This is a genomic window from Bacteroides sp. CACC 737, assembly GCF_013874375.1.
GTDB lineage: Bacteria > Bacteroidota > Bacteroidia > Bacteroidales > Bacteroidaceae > Bacteroides > Bacteroides uniformis.
This window is the reverse complement of record NZ_CP059408.1, coordinates 2,904,604-2,919,515: the sequence shown is the minus strand read 5'-3', so window position 1 is coordinate 2,919,515 and position 14,912 is coordinate 2,904,604. Positions and strand designations below refer to the sequence as shown.

General features: G+C 47.5%; 11 protein-coding genes. 3 read left to right on the top strand and 8 right to left on the bottom strand.

Annotated features, from left to right (window positions below; genetic code table 11):
• Nucleotides 1–51 precede the first annotated feature (51 nt).
• Entirely contained in the window at nucleotides 52–2,121 is a 2,070-nt protein-coding gene (locus tag H1A11_RS12580; protein WP_181757290.1) for a M56 family metallopeptidase, read from the bottom strand.
• A 2-nt stretch (nucleotides 2,122–2,123) separates the two neighbouring features.
• Nucleotides 2,124–2,486, bottom strand: a complete 363-nt coding sequence (locus H1A11_RS12575; protein WP_005829755.1) for a BlaI/MecI/CopY family transcriptional regulator — start codon at nucleotides 2,484–2,486, stop codon at nucleotides 2,124–2,126.
• Nucleotides 2,487–2,692: 206 nt separating this feature from the next.
• Between H1A11_RS12575 and H1A11_RS12570 the strand changes: the two genes are divergently transcribed.
• The gene (locus H1A11_RS12570) at nucleotides 2,693–4,231 is read left to right on the top strand and encodes a Gfo/Idh/MocA family protein (protein WP_119961226.1); all 1,539 of its coding nucleotides are present in this window, start codon (nucleotides 2,693–2,695) and stop codon (nucleotides 4,229–4,231) included.
• A gap of 66 nt (nucleotides 4,232–4,297) precedes the next feature.
• Here H1A11_RS12570 and H1A11_RS12565 read toward each other — a convergent pair whose 3' ends face one another.
• A complete protein-coding gene (locus H1A11_RS12565) occupies nucleotides 4,298–6,199 on the bottom strand; it encodes a TlpA disulfide reductase family protein (protein WP_174647248.1) in 1,902 nt (633 codons plus the stop codon).
• Between the two features lie 146 nt (nucleotides 6,200–6,345).
• On the opposite strand from H1A11_RS12565, the gene H1A11_RS12560 reads away from it, so the two are divergent.
• A complete protein-coding gene (locus H1A11_RS12560) occupies nucleotides 6,346–7,413 on the top strand; it encodes an SGNH/GDSL hydrolase family protein (RefSeq protein ID WP_174647247.1) in 1,068 nt (355 codons plus the stop codon).
• A gap of 220 nt (nucleotides 7,414–7,633) precedes the next feature.
• Here the strand turns inward: H1A11_RS12560 and H1A11_RS12555 are convergent, their stop codons facing one another.
• From H1A11_RS12555 to H1A11_RS12535, 5 genes are all read right to left on the bottom strand, one after another.
• The gene (locus H1A11_RS12555; RefSeq protein ID WP_117965187.1) at nucleotides 7,634–8,872 is read right to left on the bottom strand and encodes an ABC transporter permease; all 1,239 of its coding nucleotides are present in this window, start codon (nucleotides 8,870–8,872) and stop codon (nucleotides 7,634–7,636) included.
• On the bottom strand, nucleotides 8,872–10,050 hold the full coding sequence (locus tag H1A11_RS12550) for an ABC transporter permease (protein WP_119961270.1): 1,179 nt from the start codon (nucleotides 10,048–10,050) through the stop codon (nucleotides 8,872–8,874). Before H1A11_RS12550 ends, H1A11_RS12555 begins: the two co-directional genes overlap by 1 nt.
• A 28-nt stretch (nucleotides 10,051–10,078) precedes the next feature.
• A complete protein-coding gene (locus H1A11_RS12545) occupies nucleotides 10,079–11,068 on the bottom strand; it encodes an HlyD family secretion protein (protein WP_131225440.1) in 990 nt (329 codons plus the stop codon).
• 37 nt (nucleotides 11,069–11,105) lie between these two features.
• Complete coding sequence (locus tag H1A11_RS12540; protein WP_117974254.1) at nucleotides 11,106–12,572, bottom strand: TolC family protein; 1,467 nt, start codon at nucleotides 12,570–12,572, stop codon at nucleotides 11,106–11,108.
• Nucleotides 12,573–12,789: 217 nt separating this feature from the next.
• The gene (locus tag H1A11_RS12535) at nucleotides 12,790–13,668 is read right to left on the bottom strand and encodes a hypothetical protein (RefSeq protein WP_138344919.1); all 879 of its coding nucleotides are present in this window, start codon (nucleotides 13,666–13,668) and stop codon (nucleotides 12,790–12,792) included.
• A gap of 230 nt (nucleotides 13,669–13,898) precedes the next feature.
• Between H1A11_RS12535 and mdh the strand changes: the two genes are divergently transcribed.
• Entirely contained in the window at nucleotides 13,899–14,840 is a 942-nt protein-coding gene (gene mdh, locus H1A11_RS12530; protein ID WP_005829779.1) for a malate dehydrogenase, read from the top strand.
• Nucleotides 14,841–14,912: the final 72 nt, after the last annotated feature.

Here is a 14,912-nt window from a genome sequence, read left to right as displayed (position 1 = left end):
GCCGGGTAACTGCTTCTTTTTCATTTAAACTTGTTTGGAGAGAGAATTAGTTTATTTAGTTGGAGTAACAGTGGCGTTCTGAACAGCAGGACTCTTTTCCGGTTCTTGCAGACGGAACATGATGGGAACTGTATATTTTACATTTACAGCTTGTCCTCTTTGCATGCCGGGCTTCCACTTAGGCATAATGGTAGTCAGGCGGATTGCTTCGGCATCCAGCAGAGGGTCGGCACTGCGGAGAACTCTGGGATTGATGATGTTGCCCTCTGTATTTACGATAAACTGTATGGTAACTCTTCCCTGAATCTTAGCTTGCTGTGCAGCTGCCGGATATTTGATGTTTTTGCTGATGAATTCCATCATTGCGGGCATACCGCCGGGATATTCGGGCATTTGTTCTACAACTTCAAAAATGGTTCCCTCCTCCGGTACCGTTGTACCTTCCGGAGCATAACCCACTACCACCAGTTCATTTATTTTGTTTTCAATGGGAGCATACTTCACCGGGATCTTGTCTTCTGTCAATCGGAACATTACTGGTACCGTAAATCTTACGCGTACTGCTTCTCCGCGTTGTGTACCGGGTTTCCATTTAGGCATGGCACTGACTACGCGCACGGCTTCTTTGTCCAATTCAGGGTCAACGCCACGCAGTATTTTTACATTGGTAATACTTCCATCCTTCTCCACAACAAATTGCACGATACCCCGTCCTTGTATACCTTTCTTCATAGCTGCTTCCGGATATTTGATGTTCTTGCTCAAGTATTCCATCAGTGCAGGCATACCTCCACCAGTGAATTCGGGCATATGCTCTACTACCTCGAAAATCGGATTGTCTGGAGTTCCCGGGTCGCTTTGCATGACTTCATTCCATTTCTCATTGTAAACGATTGTCCAATTCGTTTTGTTTTCTTTGGGTAATCTTTCATCAGTGAAAGAGATGCTTTTCTTTTTGTTTCCGTCTTGATATAAGAATAATAATTTTGCTTTGGGAGAGGCTTTGAATTCAAAACTTCCATCGGCTTGGGTAGTGACTTCGGTAGGAGTAGAATTAGGAACACTTAGTATTTTCACACCTTGTATTGGCTTTCCATCCTTGTCCACTACCTTTCCTTTGTAAGTCACGGTTTTCGTGTCTTGTTCCGGTTGGGGAGCTACTTGAGGGTCTTGAACTTCCGGTGCCGGTTGTTCGGTTTGGGGATCTACAGCTTCTATGACTTCCACCGCAATCTTCTTTGTGGTACGCGCTACGGTTTCGATATTGCTGACAATCATAAGTAAGGCCGCTAAAGGAAGGAACATCAAATATTTGGTTCTTCCTATTTCTTTGGTTCTCTTTTTGTTCATCATCTTGATGCGTTTTTTTAGAGGTAAAACATTGAAACTGTTATAGATGGTTACTGCAGCCTTTTGATGTGACAATCCTAACAAATGGTATTGATAGGTTTTGGAGTCATAGCCGTTTTCCAATACGCGGGCGTCGGCCATATATTCCAGATTGGTACGGATTTCCCGTTTCATGAGCCAGGCAAATGGATTACACCAGCAGAAAATGCACACCAGTTCACTGATGATGACATCAATGGAGTGCCATTGCCGGGCATGTGTCTGCTCATGGGTCAATATTTCGTTGAACTCCTCTTCCGTATGCGAGGACGGGTGGATAAAAATCCAGTGGAAAAAAGAGAAAGGCCCGTCTGCTTTGGGAAGTAGATGTATACTTGTGTTGCCTATTTGTATCTTGCGGCATCGGCATGTTAGGCGGATGATGCCTGCCAGTTGCATGATGAGGCGTATCATCAGCAATGCCACTATTCCCCAATAGGCGATATTGGCATATTCTGAAAGGATGCTTTTCCAGTCGGTCGGAGCCACTTCTGTGCCTACTGTGAGTTCCGGTAGCACAACGCTGGCATAGAGATCTGCCATGGCCACCATCGGTTCCTGCTCCGTAATCCACGTTTGTATGTTCAGCAAAGGTACGGCAGCGGAAACGGCAAAGAAACAAAGCAGTGCGGTTCTGCGCCAGCCGAAAAATGTGTCTTTGTAGAAGAACAGCCGATAGAATGCATAAAACAGTACTATCGCTACATTCACTTTCAGAAAATAGGCTAACATGTTTACTCCTTTCCTTTCTCTATCATATCTATAATGTCTTTCAGGTCATTGGCCGAAATCTTCTGGTCTTTGGCGAAGAACGAAACCATTTCCTTATAAGAATTTTCAAAGTAGTTGCGCACAAAACCGCTCATAAAGGTACGTTTGTATTCGCTTTCGCGTATAAGCGGGGTATACTGGTAGGTATTGCCTACACGTGCGGCACGGATATATTGCTTGCGCTCCAGGTTTTTCACAATAGATGCTACTGTTGTGTAGGGAGGCGCCGGTTTGGGATATTTGGCAACAATGTCTTTTACGAAGCAACTGCCCAGTTCCCAAATGTACAACATTGCTTCTTCTTCTTGTATCGTTAACTTTTCCATGGATAAAGTATTTAAATGAATTCAATACAAATCTACGAATATTTCGTAAACTGGCATCAAACAGTGAGTTAATTAATCTAAATGCGTTTACTGTATGTATATTCTTTTGTCTGATTGAAAAGAACATGGCTGTTGATAATCTTCTTTTGGTTAAGATTGTCTATCTTTGTTGCAATTAATTCTTTTACCTTAAATAAAGCAGAAATATGGGAACAGTTAAATCGTTGTTGCTGGGAATGTGCTTCGTATTGGGTGCATGCACAAGCCAGACTTCTACTGTGCAAACCACAGAGAAGGGAACTCAATGGGAATGGCAAAATGGTACCATTGTTGTCAAGACTCCCGAGCGTCCGGAAGGACAAAAGAGTGTATTGGGACTGACTACTCCGAAGCTGGAGGCAGTGCGTGTGGGTTTTGTTGGTTTGGGGATGCGTGGTCCCGGAGCAGTGGAGCGTTTCACTTATATTCCGGGTACGCAGGTAGTGGCTCTTTGTGATTATGAAGAGGCCCGTGCAGATAAATGTCAGGAGCTCTTGAAGAAGGCATCCATGCCCAAAGCCGCCGTCTATTCCGGTGACAAGGGATACGAGGAACTTTGCAAGCGTGATGATATAGACTTGGTTTATATTGCTGCGGACTGGCTGCATCACTTCCCCGTTGCCAAATGTGCGCTGGAGAACGGAAAGAATGTAGCGATAGAAGTGCCTTCGGCCATGAACCTGCAGGAATGCTGGGATTTGATTAACTTGAGTGAGTCTACCCGCAAGCATTGCTTCATCTTGGAGAACTGTTGCTATGACTGGTTCGAGATGAATACGCTGAACATGGCGCAGCATGGCGTATTCGGTGAAGTTATCCGTGCACAAGGTGCTTATATACATAACTTGAGCCCGTTTTGGGACTATTACTGGAAGAATGGAGAAAATGACAAGTTGGGCTGGCGTTTGGACTACAACATGAAGCATCGCGGTGACGTGTATGCCACTCACGGCCTTGGTCCGGTGGCGCAAGCACTGGATATTCACCGTGGTGACCGTATGGAAACGCTGGTAGCCATGGACACCAAATCTGTGGTGGGCAAGGAGTTGGTAGAGAAAAGAACCGGCGAGGAGTGCAAGGAATTCCGTAACGGTGACCATACCACGACCATGATTCGTACAGCCAATGGAAAGGTGATTGAGATTCAGCACAATGTAATGACGCCACAACCCTATAACCGTCTGTATCAGCTTACGGGAACCAAGGGATTCGCCAACAAATATCCGGTAGAAGGGTATGCGCTTGACGCTGACCAGCTGAGTGCATCGGGCGTTCAGCCCAAAGTGGATGATTTGAATTCACACGGTTTCCTACCGGAAACGGAGATGGAGGCACTCGTGGAGAAATACCAGCATCCCATTTTGAAGAAGTACGGTGAGATGGCGAAGGAAGTAGGAGGTCATGGTGGCATGGACTTCGTGATGGACAGCCGTCTGGTATATTGCCTGCAGAACGGTCTTCCTTTGGATATGGATGTATACGACCTTGCTGAGTGGTGCTGCCTTGCAGAACTGGGAGAACTTTCCATGGACAACGGTTGTGCGGCTGTGGCATTCCCCGATTTCACCCGTGGTGAATGGAATGTGGTGAAAGGCTACAAGCATGCGTATGCAAGTCCGGAAGAGGAAGCGGCTGCTATGGAGAAGGCAAAGGCATTCACTGCTAAACTGAAGGAGCAGGGAGCCAAGGAATGGGCTGAAAAGTAATAACGGTATACTGATAAAACAAAAAACAGCAGGCCTATCCCTGCTGTTTTTTGTTTTATCAGTTTGTCATTTAGTAACTTTCAATAATTCCTCCTTCATCTTTTCCACTCCCGGGAAACCAGTTTGCCTGAACGTGGTGTTTCCTTCTCGGTCTACAATCAGATAAGTCGGTACCCCTTCTATCTTGAATGCGTCCGAGAGGTATTTCCATTGGGTATCTGTCAGGCGGAAGTGTTCGCCGTGGATGTCGGGAATCATATTCTCCCAGGTCTTCAAGGGGGAGGTTTCACCGGTGATGTACAGATATACAATGTCCTTACCTTTCAGTTCCTCCTTCATGGGGACCATCATCTTGTTTGCCATACGGCATGGACCGCACCAGGTGGCCCAGAAATCTACTAACAATACTTTTCCTTTGAATTTGCTGATGATGGAAGTAAACAACTCTTCGTTGTTGACGTTGGTATCCACTTGGTGGATGGTGTAACCCGTCTTTTTCTTGTTGGCTTCGAGCTGTGCAAGCAACTCGTCATTGGCGGCAGTCAGCATTTCGCGGTATGCGGCGGGCATGGCGGCAACGGTTGCCTTTTGCTCGTCGGTGAGTGGGGTGAAGTTCTTGATACCCCGGTAGAGGGTGACATTACGGGCTATATCGAAGAAGATGCCTTTATCTGTTCCCCATGCTTTGGCCAGTTCCTCGCTCCGTTCTACATTTCTTGGAGCCATTTGTACATACTGGTTGGACAAGACTGCCTGCGGCACATTCAATATGCTCATGTCCTCGTCGGACACGTAGTTGGAGGGCACTTTCCGGGAAAGTTCCTGATAGTAGTTGTTTGCTTCCTCCCGTTTGATGAGATTGGCTTGTAGGGCAGCCGATGTCAAGATGCTGGCAACGGAAGACAGCATGGCATTCGTAGTCAGTTTGTTATTGATAGTCAAAAGTTGTCGGGTAGAAACACTGTAAGGCAATTTGTCTATTGCTTCTTGTGTTTCGCCGGATATTTGGAGTACGTATGCTTTGGCTGCATCAATATCCTTGCCAGCCAGTGCAGCTATGTTTTGATAGAGCTTGTCTTGCATGTTGATGTCGGGGTGGTTTCCGTTCAACTCTTGTGCCACGGTTTCTAGAGGCCCGTTGATGTATACCATTTCTCCATAGGGTTTCCCCTTGCTGTGGAATTTAGACTTGCGTCGGGAAGCTTCGCGTAGATTGACGTATATTTCTGTTGTCTTGCCCGGTTCCATGAAGAACTGGAGCATATGTTCTCTACCCAGATACATGGTACATGGGGTAGTGCCGGGTAACGTTACTTCTTTGGTGAAACTGCCGTCAGGCTGGATGTCGAGTGGTATGTCCATGATGTCTCCTTTGATATTCTCCCACACGGCAATACTGATTGGCATTGCCATATTGGGGCGTGAATCCAGGAGTTTCCCTTTCAGCATGGCTTTTCCATATTGGATGACCGGTTCGGGAAGTTCGGCATTAGGGTCGGTTTTGTGCACTACGGCGTTTTGGGGAAGTGCCAATTCCGGCAGTTTCTTGCTTTTCAGCTGTATTCCCCAGATGCTGAATCCGTTTTCCACCTTTTCGCCTTCGGTGAAGTCGAAGGAGGTAGCATTGTCGGATAGGGGAGGAAAGACCAGTTGGAATTCCGCTTCGCCCGATTCGGGCATCCAAAATTCCTTGCCTGGTGTGATGCCTATGCCGGAACGCAGTTGGTAGGTTTCTCCGTTATTGTCTGTCAGGTAGCTGTCGGGTGCAATCTGTATCCAGTACTTGGGACGATACTTGGCATAGATGTGGAGCACGGTTGCCGTGTCACTGATGACTACTTTGCTCACTTCGATGGAAGTCGTGTTTCTTACGATGAACGGTGGTTGGTCAATCACACGGTTTTTGGCTTGCAGGGTACAGCAGATGCACAGTAGGAAGCCTGCTAAGAGGAAATGGATGTGTTTCATATGAATTGTTTTTTGCGAAAATACGAATGTTTCGTAAAGAAACAAGCATGTGGGAGTTAATTGATGTAAAATGCTTCCATTTCTTCGTTTTTCAAAGAAACCTTGTATCTTTGCCGTCTGATACTTAACACTTAATATCTTGTCATATGAAAACCAGAATTCTTCTGATGGGCTTGTTGTTGGCTGCTGTTGCCAATGCCCAGACTGTCTATCACGATGCTTCCGCCTTCCCCCTTTTGGGCAAAGCAACAGAATCTACCCTTACCCGCTATGAGCGTCTGCCGGACTCTCTGCAGAACAGCTCCCGCAAGCCTTTGTGGGACTTGGGCCGCAACAGTGCCGGACTTGCCGTGCGCTTCCGTTCCAACTCTACAAGCATTTCCGCCAAATGGGAAGTAAGGAACAATATGAGTATGAACCACATGACGCCTACCGGTATTAAAGGCCTCGACCTCTACTGCCTGCAAGACGGCAAATGGATATTTGCCGGTAGCGGTCGTCCGCAGGGCAAGGTCAGCAAGGCGACTATCGTAAGCAATATGTTGTCCGAGGAGCGCGAATACCTTTTGTACCTTTCTTTATATGACGGGGTTACCTCGCTTTCCATCGGAGTGGATTCCCTATCTGCCATCACTCCACCGGCAGTGGACTTGCCGAAACGTGAGAAGCCGGTAGTATTCTATGGTACCAGCATCTTGCAGGGAGGCTGCGCTTCCCGTCCCGGCATGGCACATACCAATATTCTGGAACGTTGGCTCAATCGTGAGTGTATCAATCTGGGCTTTAGCGGCAATGCCTTGCTCGACCTGGAGATTGCCGATGTCATAGCCGGTGTGGACGCTTCTATGTTTGTCCTCGACTTTGTGCCCAATGCTACCGTGGAGCAAATGAGAGAGCGTGCCGATAAATTCTATACCATTATTCGCAGCAAGCATCCCGATACGCCTGTTCTTTTCGTGGAAGACCCTCTCTTTACCCACTCTCCTTTTGACACCAGGATTGCCAAGGAGGTGAAGGACAAGAATGAGACATTGAATGCCTTTTTTCGTTCTTTGAAGCAACGTGGAGAGAAAAACATCTATTTCCTTTCTTCCCGTGACATTATTGGCTACGACGGGGAGGCTACGGTAGACGGCATTCATTTTACCGATTTGGGCTTTATGAGGTATGCTGAGATACTTTACCCAATATTAGAGAAACACATGCGACCGTAATTAGGTATTACAGCCCCGTTTGTCTGTTTGCTGCCTTGCCGATGCTGTAGGGCAACTATTTGTTTCCTTTAACAAAACAGTCTGTTCCCTTATAGGAAACAGACTGTTTCAATATGGCGAACAAACTGTTTTTATATATTGGAACAAATTGTTCTGATACGCTGAAACAAAGTGTTCAAACGTATGTGAACACTTTGTTTCGTAGGCTTGGAACGATGTGTTACGCTTCTATACTCTTATGCTTCTTATACTCTTCAATTACATGTTTCCTGCTCTGCAATATCTGCCAGCGATATACCAGACACGTGGTGATGAAGTAGAAGCCCGTTTGTATCCATAGTGCCTGATACTCGAAAGAGACTTCATTGAGTGTGGCTCCCATACTGTTGATGCGTACGTAGCCGTTGATGCCGAAGGTAGAAGGGAAGATGTACGAGAAGTACTTCCAGAAAGCAGGCATGGCGGCTCCCGGCCACGAAATGCCGGAGAGGAACAGCAGCGGCACTGAGGTGAACACGAACAGCAGCATGCACGTTTCGCGGTTGCGGATGGCAATGGATGCTGTCATGGCAAAGAAAATACAAGCGGCCAGGTAGGGCAGGGTGAACAGAGTCAGGACACCGGGTATCGCTATTTGGTTGAGGCTGAAAAGCCATGGAACCACACACAGTATATATACCGATACCAGTGAATATACCATGAAGTAGCTCAGCCCTTTTCCCATCACAATGCGTAGTGTGCCGTTGTAGTGGCGGTTGATAGGCACCAGGTCGCGGAAGCGGTTCTGTTCGCGTGCCGTCCCGGCAGACAAGCCGATGCCGAGTAGCAGCGTTTGCTGGATAATCAATACCAATACTGCCGGAATCAGGAAAGCGGCAAATCCGTTGGTCGGATTATAGAGGGCGACATCCTCATACTCTATCGGGTAGGCGGTAATCTTGTCCTGGCGGTCGGTGGTATTGGCGCTTCGCTCCACTTTGATGTCTGCGTTCATGGCGAGCGACACGTTGGTGTTGGCGGTCAGCAAGGCTTTGTAATACAGCAGTCCGCTCATGTCGCAGAAGATACTGACCTGCGTCTGCTTACCGCGTACAATGTCGTCGCTGAAGCTGGAGGGGATGTAGATAATGCCGTATGCCCTGCGGTCTTTCAACATCAGTTTGGCTTCTTCCATATCGGCGCAGTAGCTCACGAGGCTCACTTCGGGACTGGAGTCCACTTTCCGCAGGTATTCGCGGCTCAACGAGGAGCGTGAGTCATCCACCACGACAGTGGGCACTTCGTGGATGGTTTCGTTGGTATAGATGAAAGCATATATCAACGGATAGACCAACGGAACGAGCACGAAGAAGATGAGCACGCCCTGGTCGCGGAAGGTTGTACCGAATTCCCGTTTCCATATATAGAACAAGTCATGAATGCCTTGTATCATTTTCTGTCTGAACGTCAGGTCTTTCATTAGGGCATGTATTTATAGTAAACCAACGCTCCTTTCAGCCTATGGGCTATAAGGAACGGGAGCATCATGAAAATAAGCAGCGCTACGTAGTTGACCCACGAGTAAATCATGGGGTATCCATTCAGTGCCTGGTCCACATAAATCAGGAAATAGTGGCGCAGGGGGAACAGATTTGCCAATGCCTGCAATACGGGGTGCATGCCCATGGCGGGGAATGACAATCCGCACATGGAGAAAGAGAGTACGCCCCATAGGGAAGCGAAACTGAGTCCCAGACGCAGGGTAGGCAGGGTTCCTATCATCAATATTCCCATGCCTTGCGATGCCAGCACCAGGCAAAGGGTGGCAAGCAGCATCGGCAGGATGCCGCTGTTGCAGGGAAAATGGAGGAAACCGTAGAGGTATACATTATATAATATTCCCATCAGGAAGAAGATGGCGGTATGCGGCAGCAGTTTGCCGGTAAGGGAAATCCAGATGGAGTTGTTGCCCATGCGCAGCCATTCGCGGGCTGTGCGGTCTTTTATCTCAACTCCGATGGAATAGACGGTCACCATGAAGATAAGCAGCATCAGTACACCCGGTGCAAAGGTGTTGCACAGATATACGGAGTAGTTCAGCCACGGGTTATTGAGTGGATGCGTATCTATGACGATGGGCTGGAGGAAGGCCATCGCTTGCTCCTCGGTAGCGCCTTTGGCATAGAGGGCGGTGCGGGCGGCGGCTCCCGATGCCAGTTCGCTCATCATCTTCATATCTTTGAAGAGCAGTGAGCCGGCAATGAGTAGTGTGTTGTTGGTGTAGAACGAGAGTTTGGGCTGCCGTTGCGCCTGCGCCTTGGCGGAGGTGCCTTCGGGTATATAGAAGAAGCCGTAAATCTCTCCGCGCTGCATGGCGGTGCGGGCTTCGTTGATATTGGGATAGCGAGCCACGACGGCTGTCTGCTCAAAAGCGTCCAAGTTACGTATCAGCTGGCGTGAAGTGGCACTCATGTCCTGGTCTACCACACCTACGGGCATGTCCGTAGGAAGCCCGGAGTCCATCAACGTGGTGAAGAATATGTAGCAGAACAACGGTGCTATCACCATACAGAACAGATAGAGCGGGCGGGAAACAAGACGGCGGCATTCGCGTCTTGCTACATTCCACAAAGCCGTATGTTTCTTATCTCTTTCCATCATCCTCCCCAATAACTCATAACTCCTTTTATTTCTCCAATATCACACTCATTCCCGGACGCAGTCCTTCCACCTTCTCTTGCGGAGCGGCTTTTACTTCGAATGTTTTCAGGTCGAACTGGCCGGTAGTCTTGGTCGCTTTCCAAGCGGCATATGTGCCGAGGTCTTTCATGTAGTACACTTTCAGGCGGATATTCCTATCGAGGGCAGGGATGAACGCTTCGAATTCGGTATTCATACCCAACCCTTGCAGCAAGTCCTCGCGTACATTGAAGGTTACCCACATGTCATCCAGAATAGCGATGTTCATAATGGGAGCACCCGTGCCCACAAGCTCGCCTACTTTGGGGAATATCTCGGATACCTCACCGGCAGTCTGTGCAATCAGGTAAGTTTCCTTGATGTACGATTCAACTTCGGCCACAGCTCCTTTAGCACGTTCCACCAAGGCAGCGGCAGCGGCTTTGTCCTCGCGTTCCGCACCGTTCTTGGCCATATCATACTGGGCTTTGGCGGCTTTCTCTGTAGCCTGGGCTGCATTGCGTTGGGCGGTAACTTCGTCAAGCTTTTGTGCAGACATCACGCCTTGGTCGTGCAGGTTCTTCACACGCGTGTAGGATTTTTCGGCAATCTCCAGTCCGGCCAGTGCCTTTTGCCACATTTCATAGGCAGCTTGTATCTGTTCCCGACGGGCGCCTTTCAAAGCTTTTTCGTTCTGGGCCTGGGCTGCCGATTCGGCGGCGCGTGCTTGTTCCAGTTTGGCCTGCACGTCCGGAGCCTCCAAAATGGCAAGGGTGTCTCCGGCTTGTACGCTTTGTCCCTCTTTTACACGAAATTCCAGAATACGTCCCGGCACTTTGCTCGATACTCGATACTCCGTTACTTCTGCTTGTCCTTGCACAATCTCCGGCCCTTTACGCAACATGAAGAAACCTACAAGGGCAACGATGGCAATAACTCCCGTCAGTGTGAGGAATGCCAACAACATGTTGCTGTTTTGTGATTTTGTATCTAACATATTATTTACTATTTACAATTTATGATTGAAGAAACGATCAATTATCAATTGTCAATTCCCCCGTTGCCTTTCTCAGATAGATTTCCGTCAGTTTTACGTCAATCTGTGCGTCTATCTTTTCCGATTGAGCAGAAAGCCATGCGGTATGCGCTTCGAGCACATTGCTGGCGGGTATAACGCCTTCCTCAAAGCCGAGTGTGGCGTATCTCAGGTTCTCGTTGGCTTTTTCCAGGTTCTTTTCGGCCATGGTCAGTTTTTTGGCAGCTTCGTTCACTTGGAAAGCAGACTGGTTGACCTGCAGCTCTATCTTTTCTTTGGCGTCATCCAACTGGTATTGGGCGATGCGTGCTTCCGATTTGGCTGCTTTTACTTTATAGATGCCTTCGCCCCAGTGCCAGATGGGTACCGATACCATGACACCCACGTTCCACATTCCTTTGAACTTCTTCTCAAAACTATTGAAGACGGAAGGGTTGGTTGCCATATAGCTGCCCATTAGTGCTATGGAAGGAAGATATTCCGAACGGGTGACATTTACTTTTTGCTTGTAAATCCGTGTGGCAAGTTCCAGGCTGCGTACTTCGGGGCGAGTGGCATAAACGTTGTTGATGTCGATGGCACCGTTTTTCAGAGTTGTGGGGGCCAGGTCTTCCTTCTGTTCGTCTGCGAGCATGATAGGAGTGGAAAGGTCAAGACCACACAGTTGGCACAGCAGCATCCGGGCAAGGCTCAAGCCATCGGTTACTTTGGTCAGAGTCATTTCGGCTTCATTCACTTTTACTTTGATGGAGAGTCCGTCTGCTTTGGTGGCAACGCCTTGGGCAATCATTTTGTCGACGTCGCTGTCGAGTTTCTGCAGTAGTTTCAGATAACCTTCTGCCAGCTTCTTTTTATGGGCAAGGGATACTACCTGCCAATATGCCTGGTCTGTACTCAGGATTACTTCCTGCATACCGGTGTTGTGCTGCTGGCGGGCCAGCTCTTCGGCGTATTTGGTGATTTTATTGTAGGCACGTATCTTGCCGCCCATATATAGGGGTTGGGTCAAGGTCAGTGCGCCCGCATACATGTTGCGGGTGTCTGTACGAAAGGCGTCAACCAAGGATTGGCCTGCACCGTCGAGGGCACCTACCAGGCTTTGTCCTAAAGCCGGCAGTTTCCCCGCTATTTCAGGATGAAGCTGCGCTATGACTTGGGCGGCTTGTTGCAAGGGGCCGCTGAGGTTTGTACCCAATCCGGACAAGGCCCCTTTTTGGGCATCACTGAGGATAGACAACTCTTTTTGGCTGCGCATATATCCACCGGTGGCCGAAATGTTGGGAAGGTAATTGGTGAATGCCGCCTTTTTTTGATAATGTGCAGCGTTGATTTTTTCTTGGCTTATCAGCAGTTCTTTGTTGTTGGAAATTGCCAATGCACGGCAACTATCCAAGCTCAATGCTTCCTGGGCCTTCACGGGGAAGGACAGGTATGCCAAACAGATGAAACAGAAGAACTTTTTCATTGGGCTATACATTAATTAAGGTGATGAATCGGTTACTTATACAACAACAATAATTGCATAAACAACGATGCAAATGTATAGGCTTTCAATGATATTGCAAAATAATTTAGAAATTTTTTTAGGCATAAGAACAAAAGAACACATTTTGCAGCGTTACGAAATCAGTAGTATGCCGCATGTTTTATGCTCTTTTGTTCTTACTTGTCTGAAAAATGTATTAATTCAAGTTGAATGATTGTGAACCGATAAGGGTGCCGTCAGTAAAAATGTCTACGCGGTAGGTACCTGCATAGAGGTATTCTTCTACATCCCAATATACGGTGACGGTTTGCTCTTCTCCGTTGTATTCTATATACTTCTTGATGGAATATACCAGTTCCCGGTTCTCGTATGGGAAGGTGTTTGAGGGACTTTTGGTCAGCACGTCATTGTCCGGTTTGGTGATGCGGATGTAGAGGGTGCGTTCGCCGGTTTCTGCAGTGATGTTTTTCACGATGGAGAAGTTTATTTTGAACTTCACGATGTCTTTCACTTTCTTGGCAGTCTTGCCGCGTTTGTTGGTGGGCTGCACAGAGATGTTGGTGGCGTCCAGTTGTGCGGCAAGCGTCACTGTCTTGGTCAGGTTCTTCTTTTCTTCGGACAAGTTGCTGATTTGCCGGGAAGCGGCGTTGTACTTTTGGGTGACATCGGCTATGATTTCCTTCTGTTGGGCAGTCAGGCGGTTCAGCGAGTCAATCTGGTTGATATAGCCTATCATGACTTTGCGGAGAGAGGCCAGTTCCTTCTTCAGACGGCGTATCTCGGTGGCATTGCTGCTCTTCACGGTGCGGAGTTCTTCCAATAAACGTTGGGTCTTCAGTTGTTCCTGCTCCAAAAGTACGGAGAGGGAGTCGTTGGAGACGGTCAGCTTCAGTTCGTCATATTGTCTGGCGAAGTCTGTGTATTGATTTTCAAGGTCTTCTTTATCCAGATTGAATTCCATCACCAGTTCCTTGTTGGTTTGCTTTTCGGAAATCAGCAGAATGGTAACTCCTATTAATAATAAGATAAGGAGGCTGCCTGCCACGATGAGAAGTGTATTCTTCTTAACTGCCATTTTTGATAATGATTAATGGTTAAGTGATTAATGGTTGGTGACTGATTATTCGTCTTACGTTCACTAATCGTCCGCAAAATTAATCATTAATCATTAATCATCGTCCACTAATCGTTGGCTAAATGTGTATTTAACTAAAATTATTACGGAAATATTTCTCTAATTACGAAGTTCGCTGTACTTTTGTATCATCTTTAAAGAATACTTATAAACAAAAAACTTTAGAAATTATGTCAAAAGTAACCGTAGTAGGTGCAGGTAACGTAGGTGCTACATGCGCTAATGTGTTGGCCTTTAATGAAGTGGCTGACGAAGTGGTAATGCTGGACGTGAAAGAAGGCGTTTCAGAAGGTAAGGCAATGGATATGATGCAGACTGCTCAACTGCTGGGCTTCGACACCACTGTTGTAGGTTGTACCAACGATTATGAGAAGACTGCCAACTCCGACGTTGTAGTGATTACTTCCGGTATTCCCCGTAAGCCGGGTATGACTCGTGAAGAATTGATCGGTGTTAATGCAGGTATCGTTAAGTCGGTTGCACAGAACATCTTGAAATATTCTCCGAATGCTATCCTCGTGGTTATTTCTAATCCGATGGATACCATGACCTATCTGTCATTGAAGTCTTTGGGCTTGCCGAAGAACCGTATCATCGGTATGGGTGGTGCTTTGGACAGCTCTCGTTTCAAATATTTCTTGTCTCAGGCTTTGGGCTGCAACGCCAACGAAGTAGAAGGCATGGTTATCGGTGGTCACGGTGATACTACCATGATTCCGTTGGCTCGTCTGGCTACTTACAAAGGACAGCCGGTAAGCACACTGCTGAGCGAAGAAAAACTGAACGAAGTAGTAGCTTCTACCATGGTAGGCGGTGCTACACTGACTAAGTTGCTGGGTACTTCTGCATGGTATGCTCCGGGTGCGGCAGGCGCTTATGTAGTTGAGTCTATCATCCACAACCAGAAGAAGATGATTCCTTGTTCAGTATATCTGGAAGGAGAATACGGTGAATCAGACATCTGTATCGGTGTTCCCGTAATCCTTGGCAAGAACGGTATCGAGAAAATCGTTGAACTGGAACTGACTGCTGACGAAAAAGCTAAATTTGCTGCCAGCGCTGCTGCCGTTCACAAGACAAATGCTGCTTTGAAGGAAGTAGGAGCTCTCTAATTGAGGGTAACTTAAAGAGAAATAAGCAAGCCTCACGGACTTTTTCTGACAAGGAAAAGACGTGAGGCTTTT

Excerpts from the sequence above, each read along its gene's own strand:
- H1A11_RS12550 (WP_119961270.1), bottom strand. The coding sequence starts at position 10,050 with ATGGAAAGAGATAAGAAACATACGGCTTTGTGGAATGTAGCAAGACGC.
- H1A11_RS12535 (WP_138344919.1), bottom strand. The coding sequence starts at position 13,668 with ATGGCAGTTAAGAAGAATACACTTCTCATCGTGGCAGGCAGCCTCCTT.
- mdh (WP_005829779.1), top strand. The coding sequence starts at position 13,899 with ATGTCAAAAGTAACCGTAGTAGGTGCAGGTAACGTAGGTGCTACATGC.
- H1A11_RS12560 (WP_174647247.1), top strand. The coding sequence starts at position 6,346 with ATGAAAACCAGAATTCTTCTGATGGGCTTGTTGTTGGCTGCTGTTGCC.
- H1A11_RS12565 (WP_174647248.1), bottom strand. The coding sequence starts at position 6,199 with ATGAAACACATCCATTTCCTCTTAGCAGGCTTCCTACTGTGCATCTGC.
- H1A11_RS12580 (WP_181757290.1), bottom strand. The coding sequence starts at position 2,121 with ATGTTAGCCTATTTTCTGAAAGTGAATGTAGCGATAGTACTGTTTTAT.
- H1A11_RS12545 (WP_131225440.1), bottom strand. The coding sequence starts at position 11,068 with ATGTTAGATACAAAATCACAAAACAGCAACATGTTGTTGGCATTCCTC.
- H1A11_RS12575 (WP_005829755.1), bottom strand. The coding sequence starts at position 2,486 with ATGGAAAAGTTAACGATACAAGAAGAAGAAGCAATGTTGTACATTTGG.
- H1A11_RS12555 (WP_117965187.1), bottom strand. The coding sequence starts at position 8,872 with ATGAAAGACCTGACGTTCAGACAGAAAATGATACAAGGCATTCATGAC.
- H1A11_RS12570 (WP_119961226.1), top strand. The coding sequence starts at position 2,693 with ATGGGAACAGTTAAATCGTTGTTGCTGGGAATGTGCTTCGTATTGGGT.
- H1A11_RS12540 (WP_117974254.1), bottom strand. The coding sequence starts at position 12,572 with ATGAAAAAGTTCTTCTGTTTCATCTGTTTGGCATACCTGTCCTTCCCC.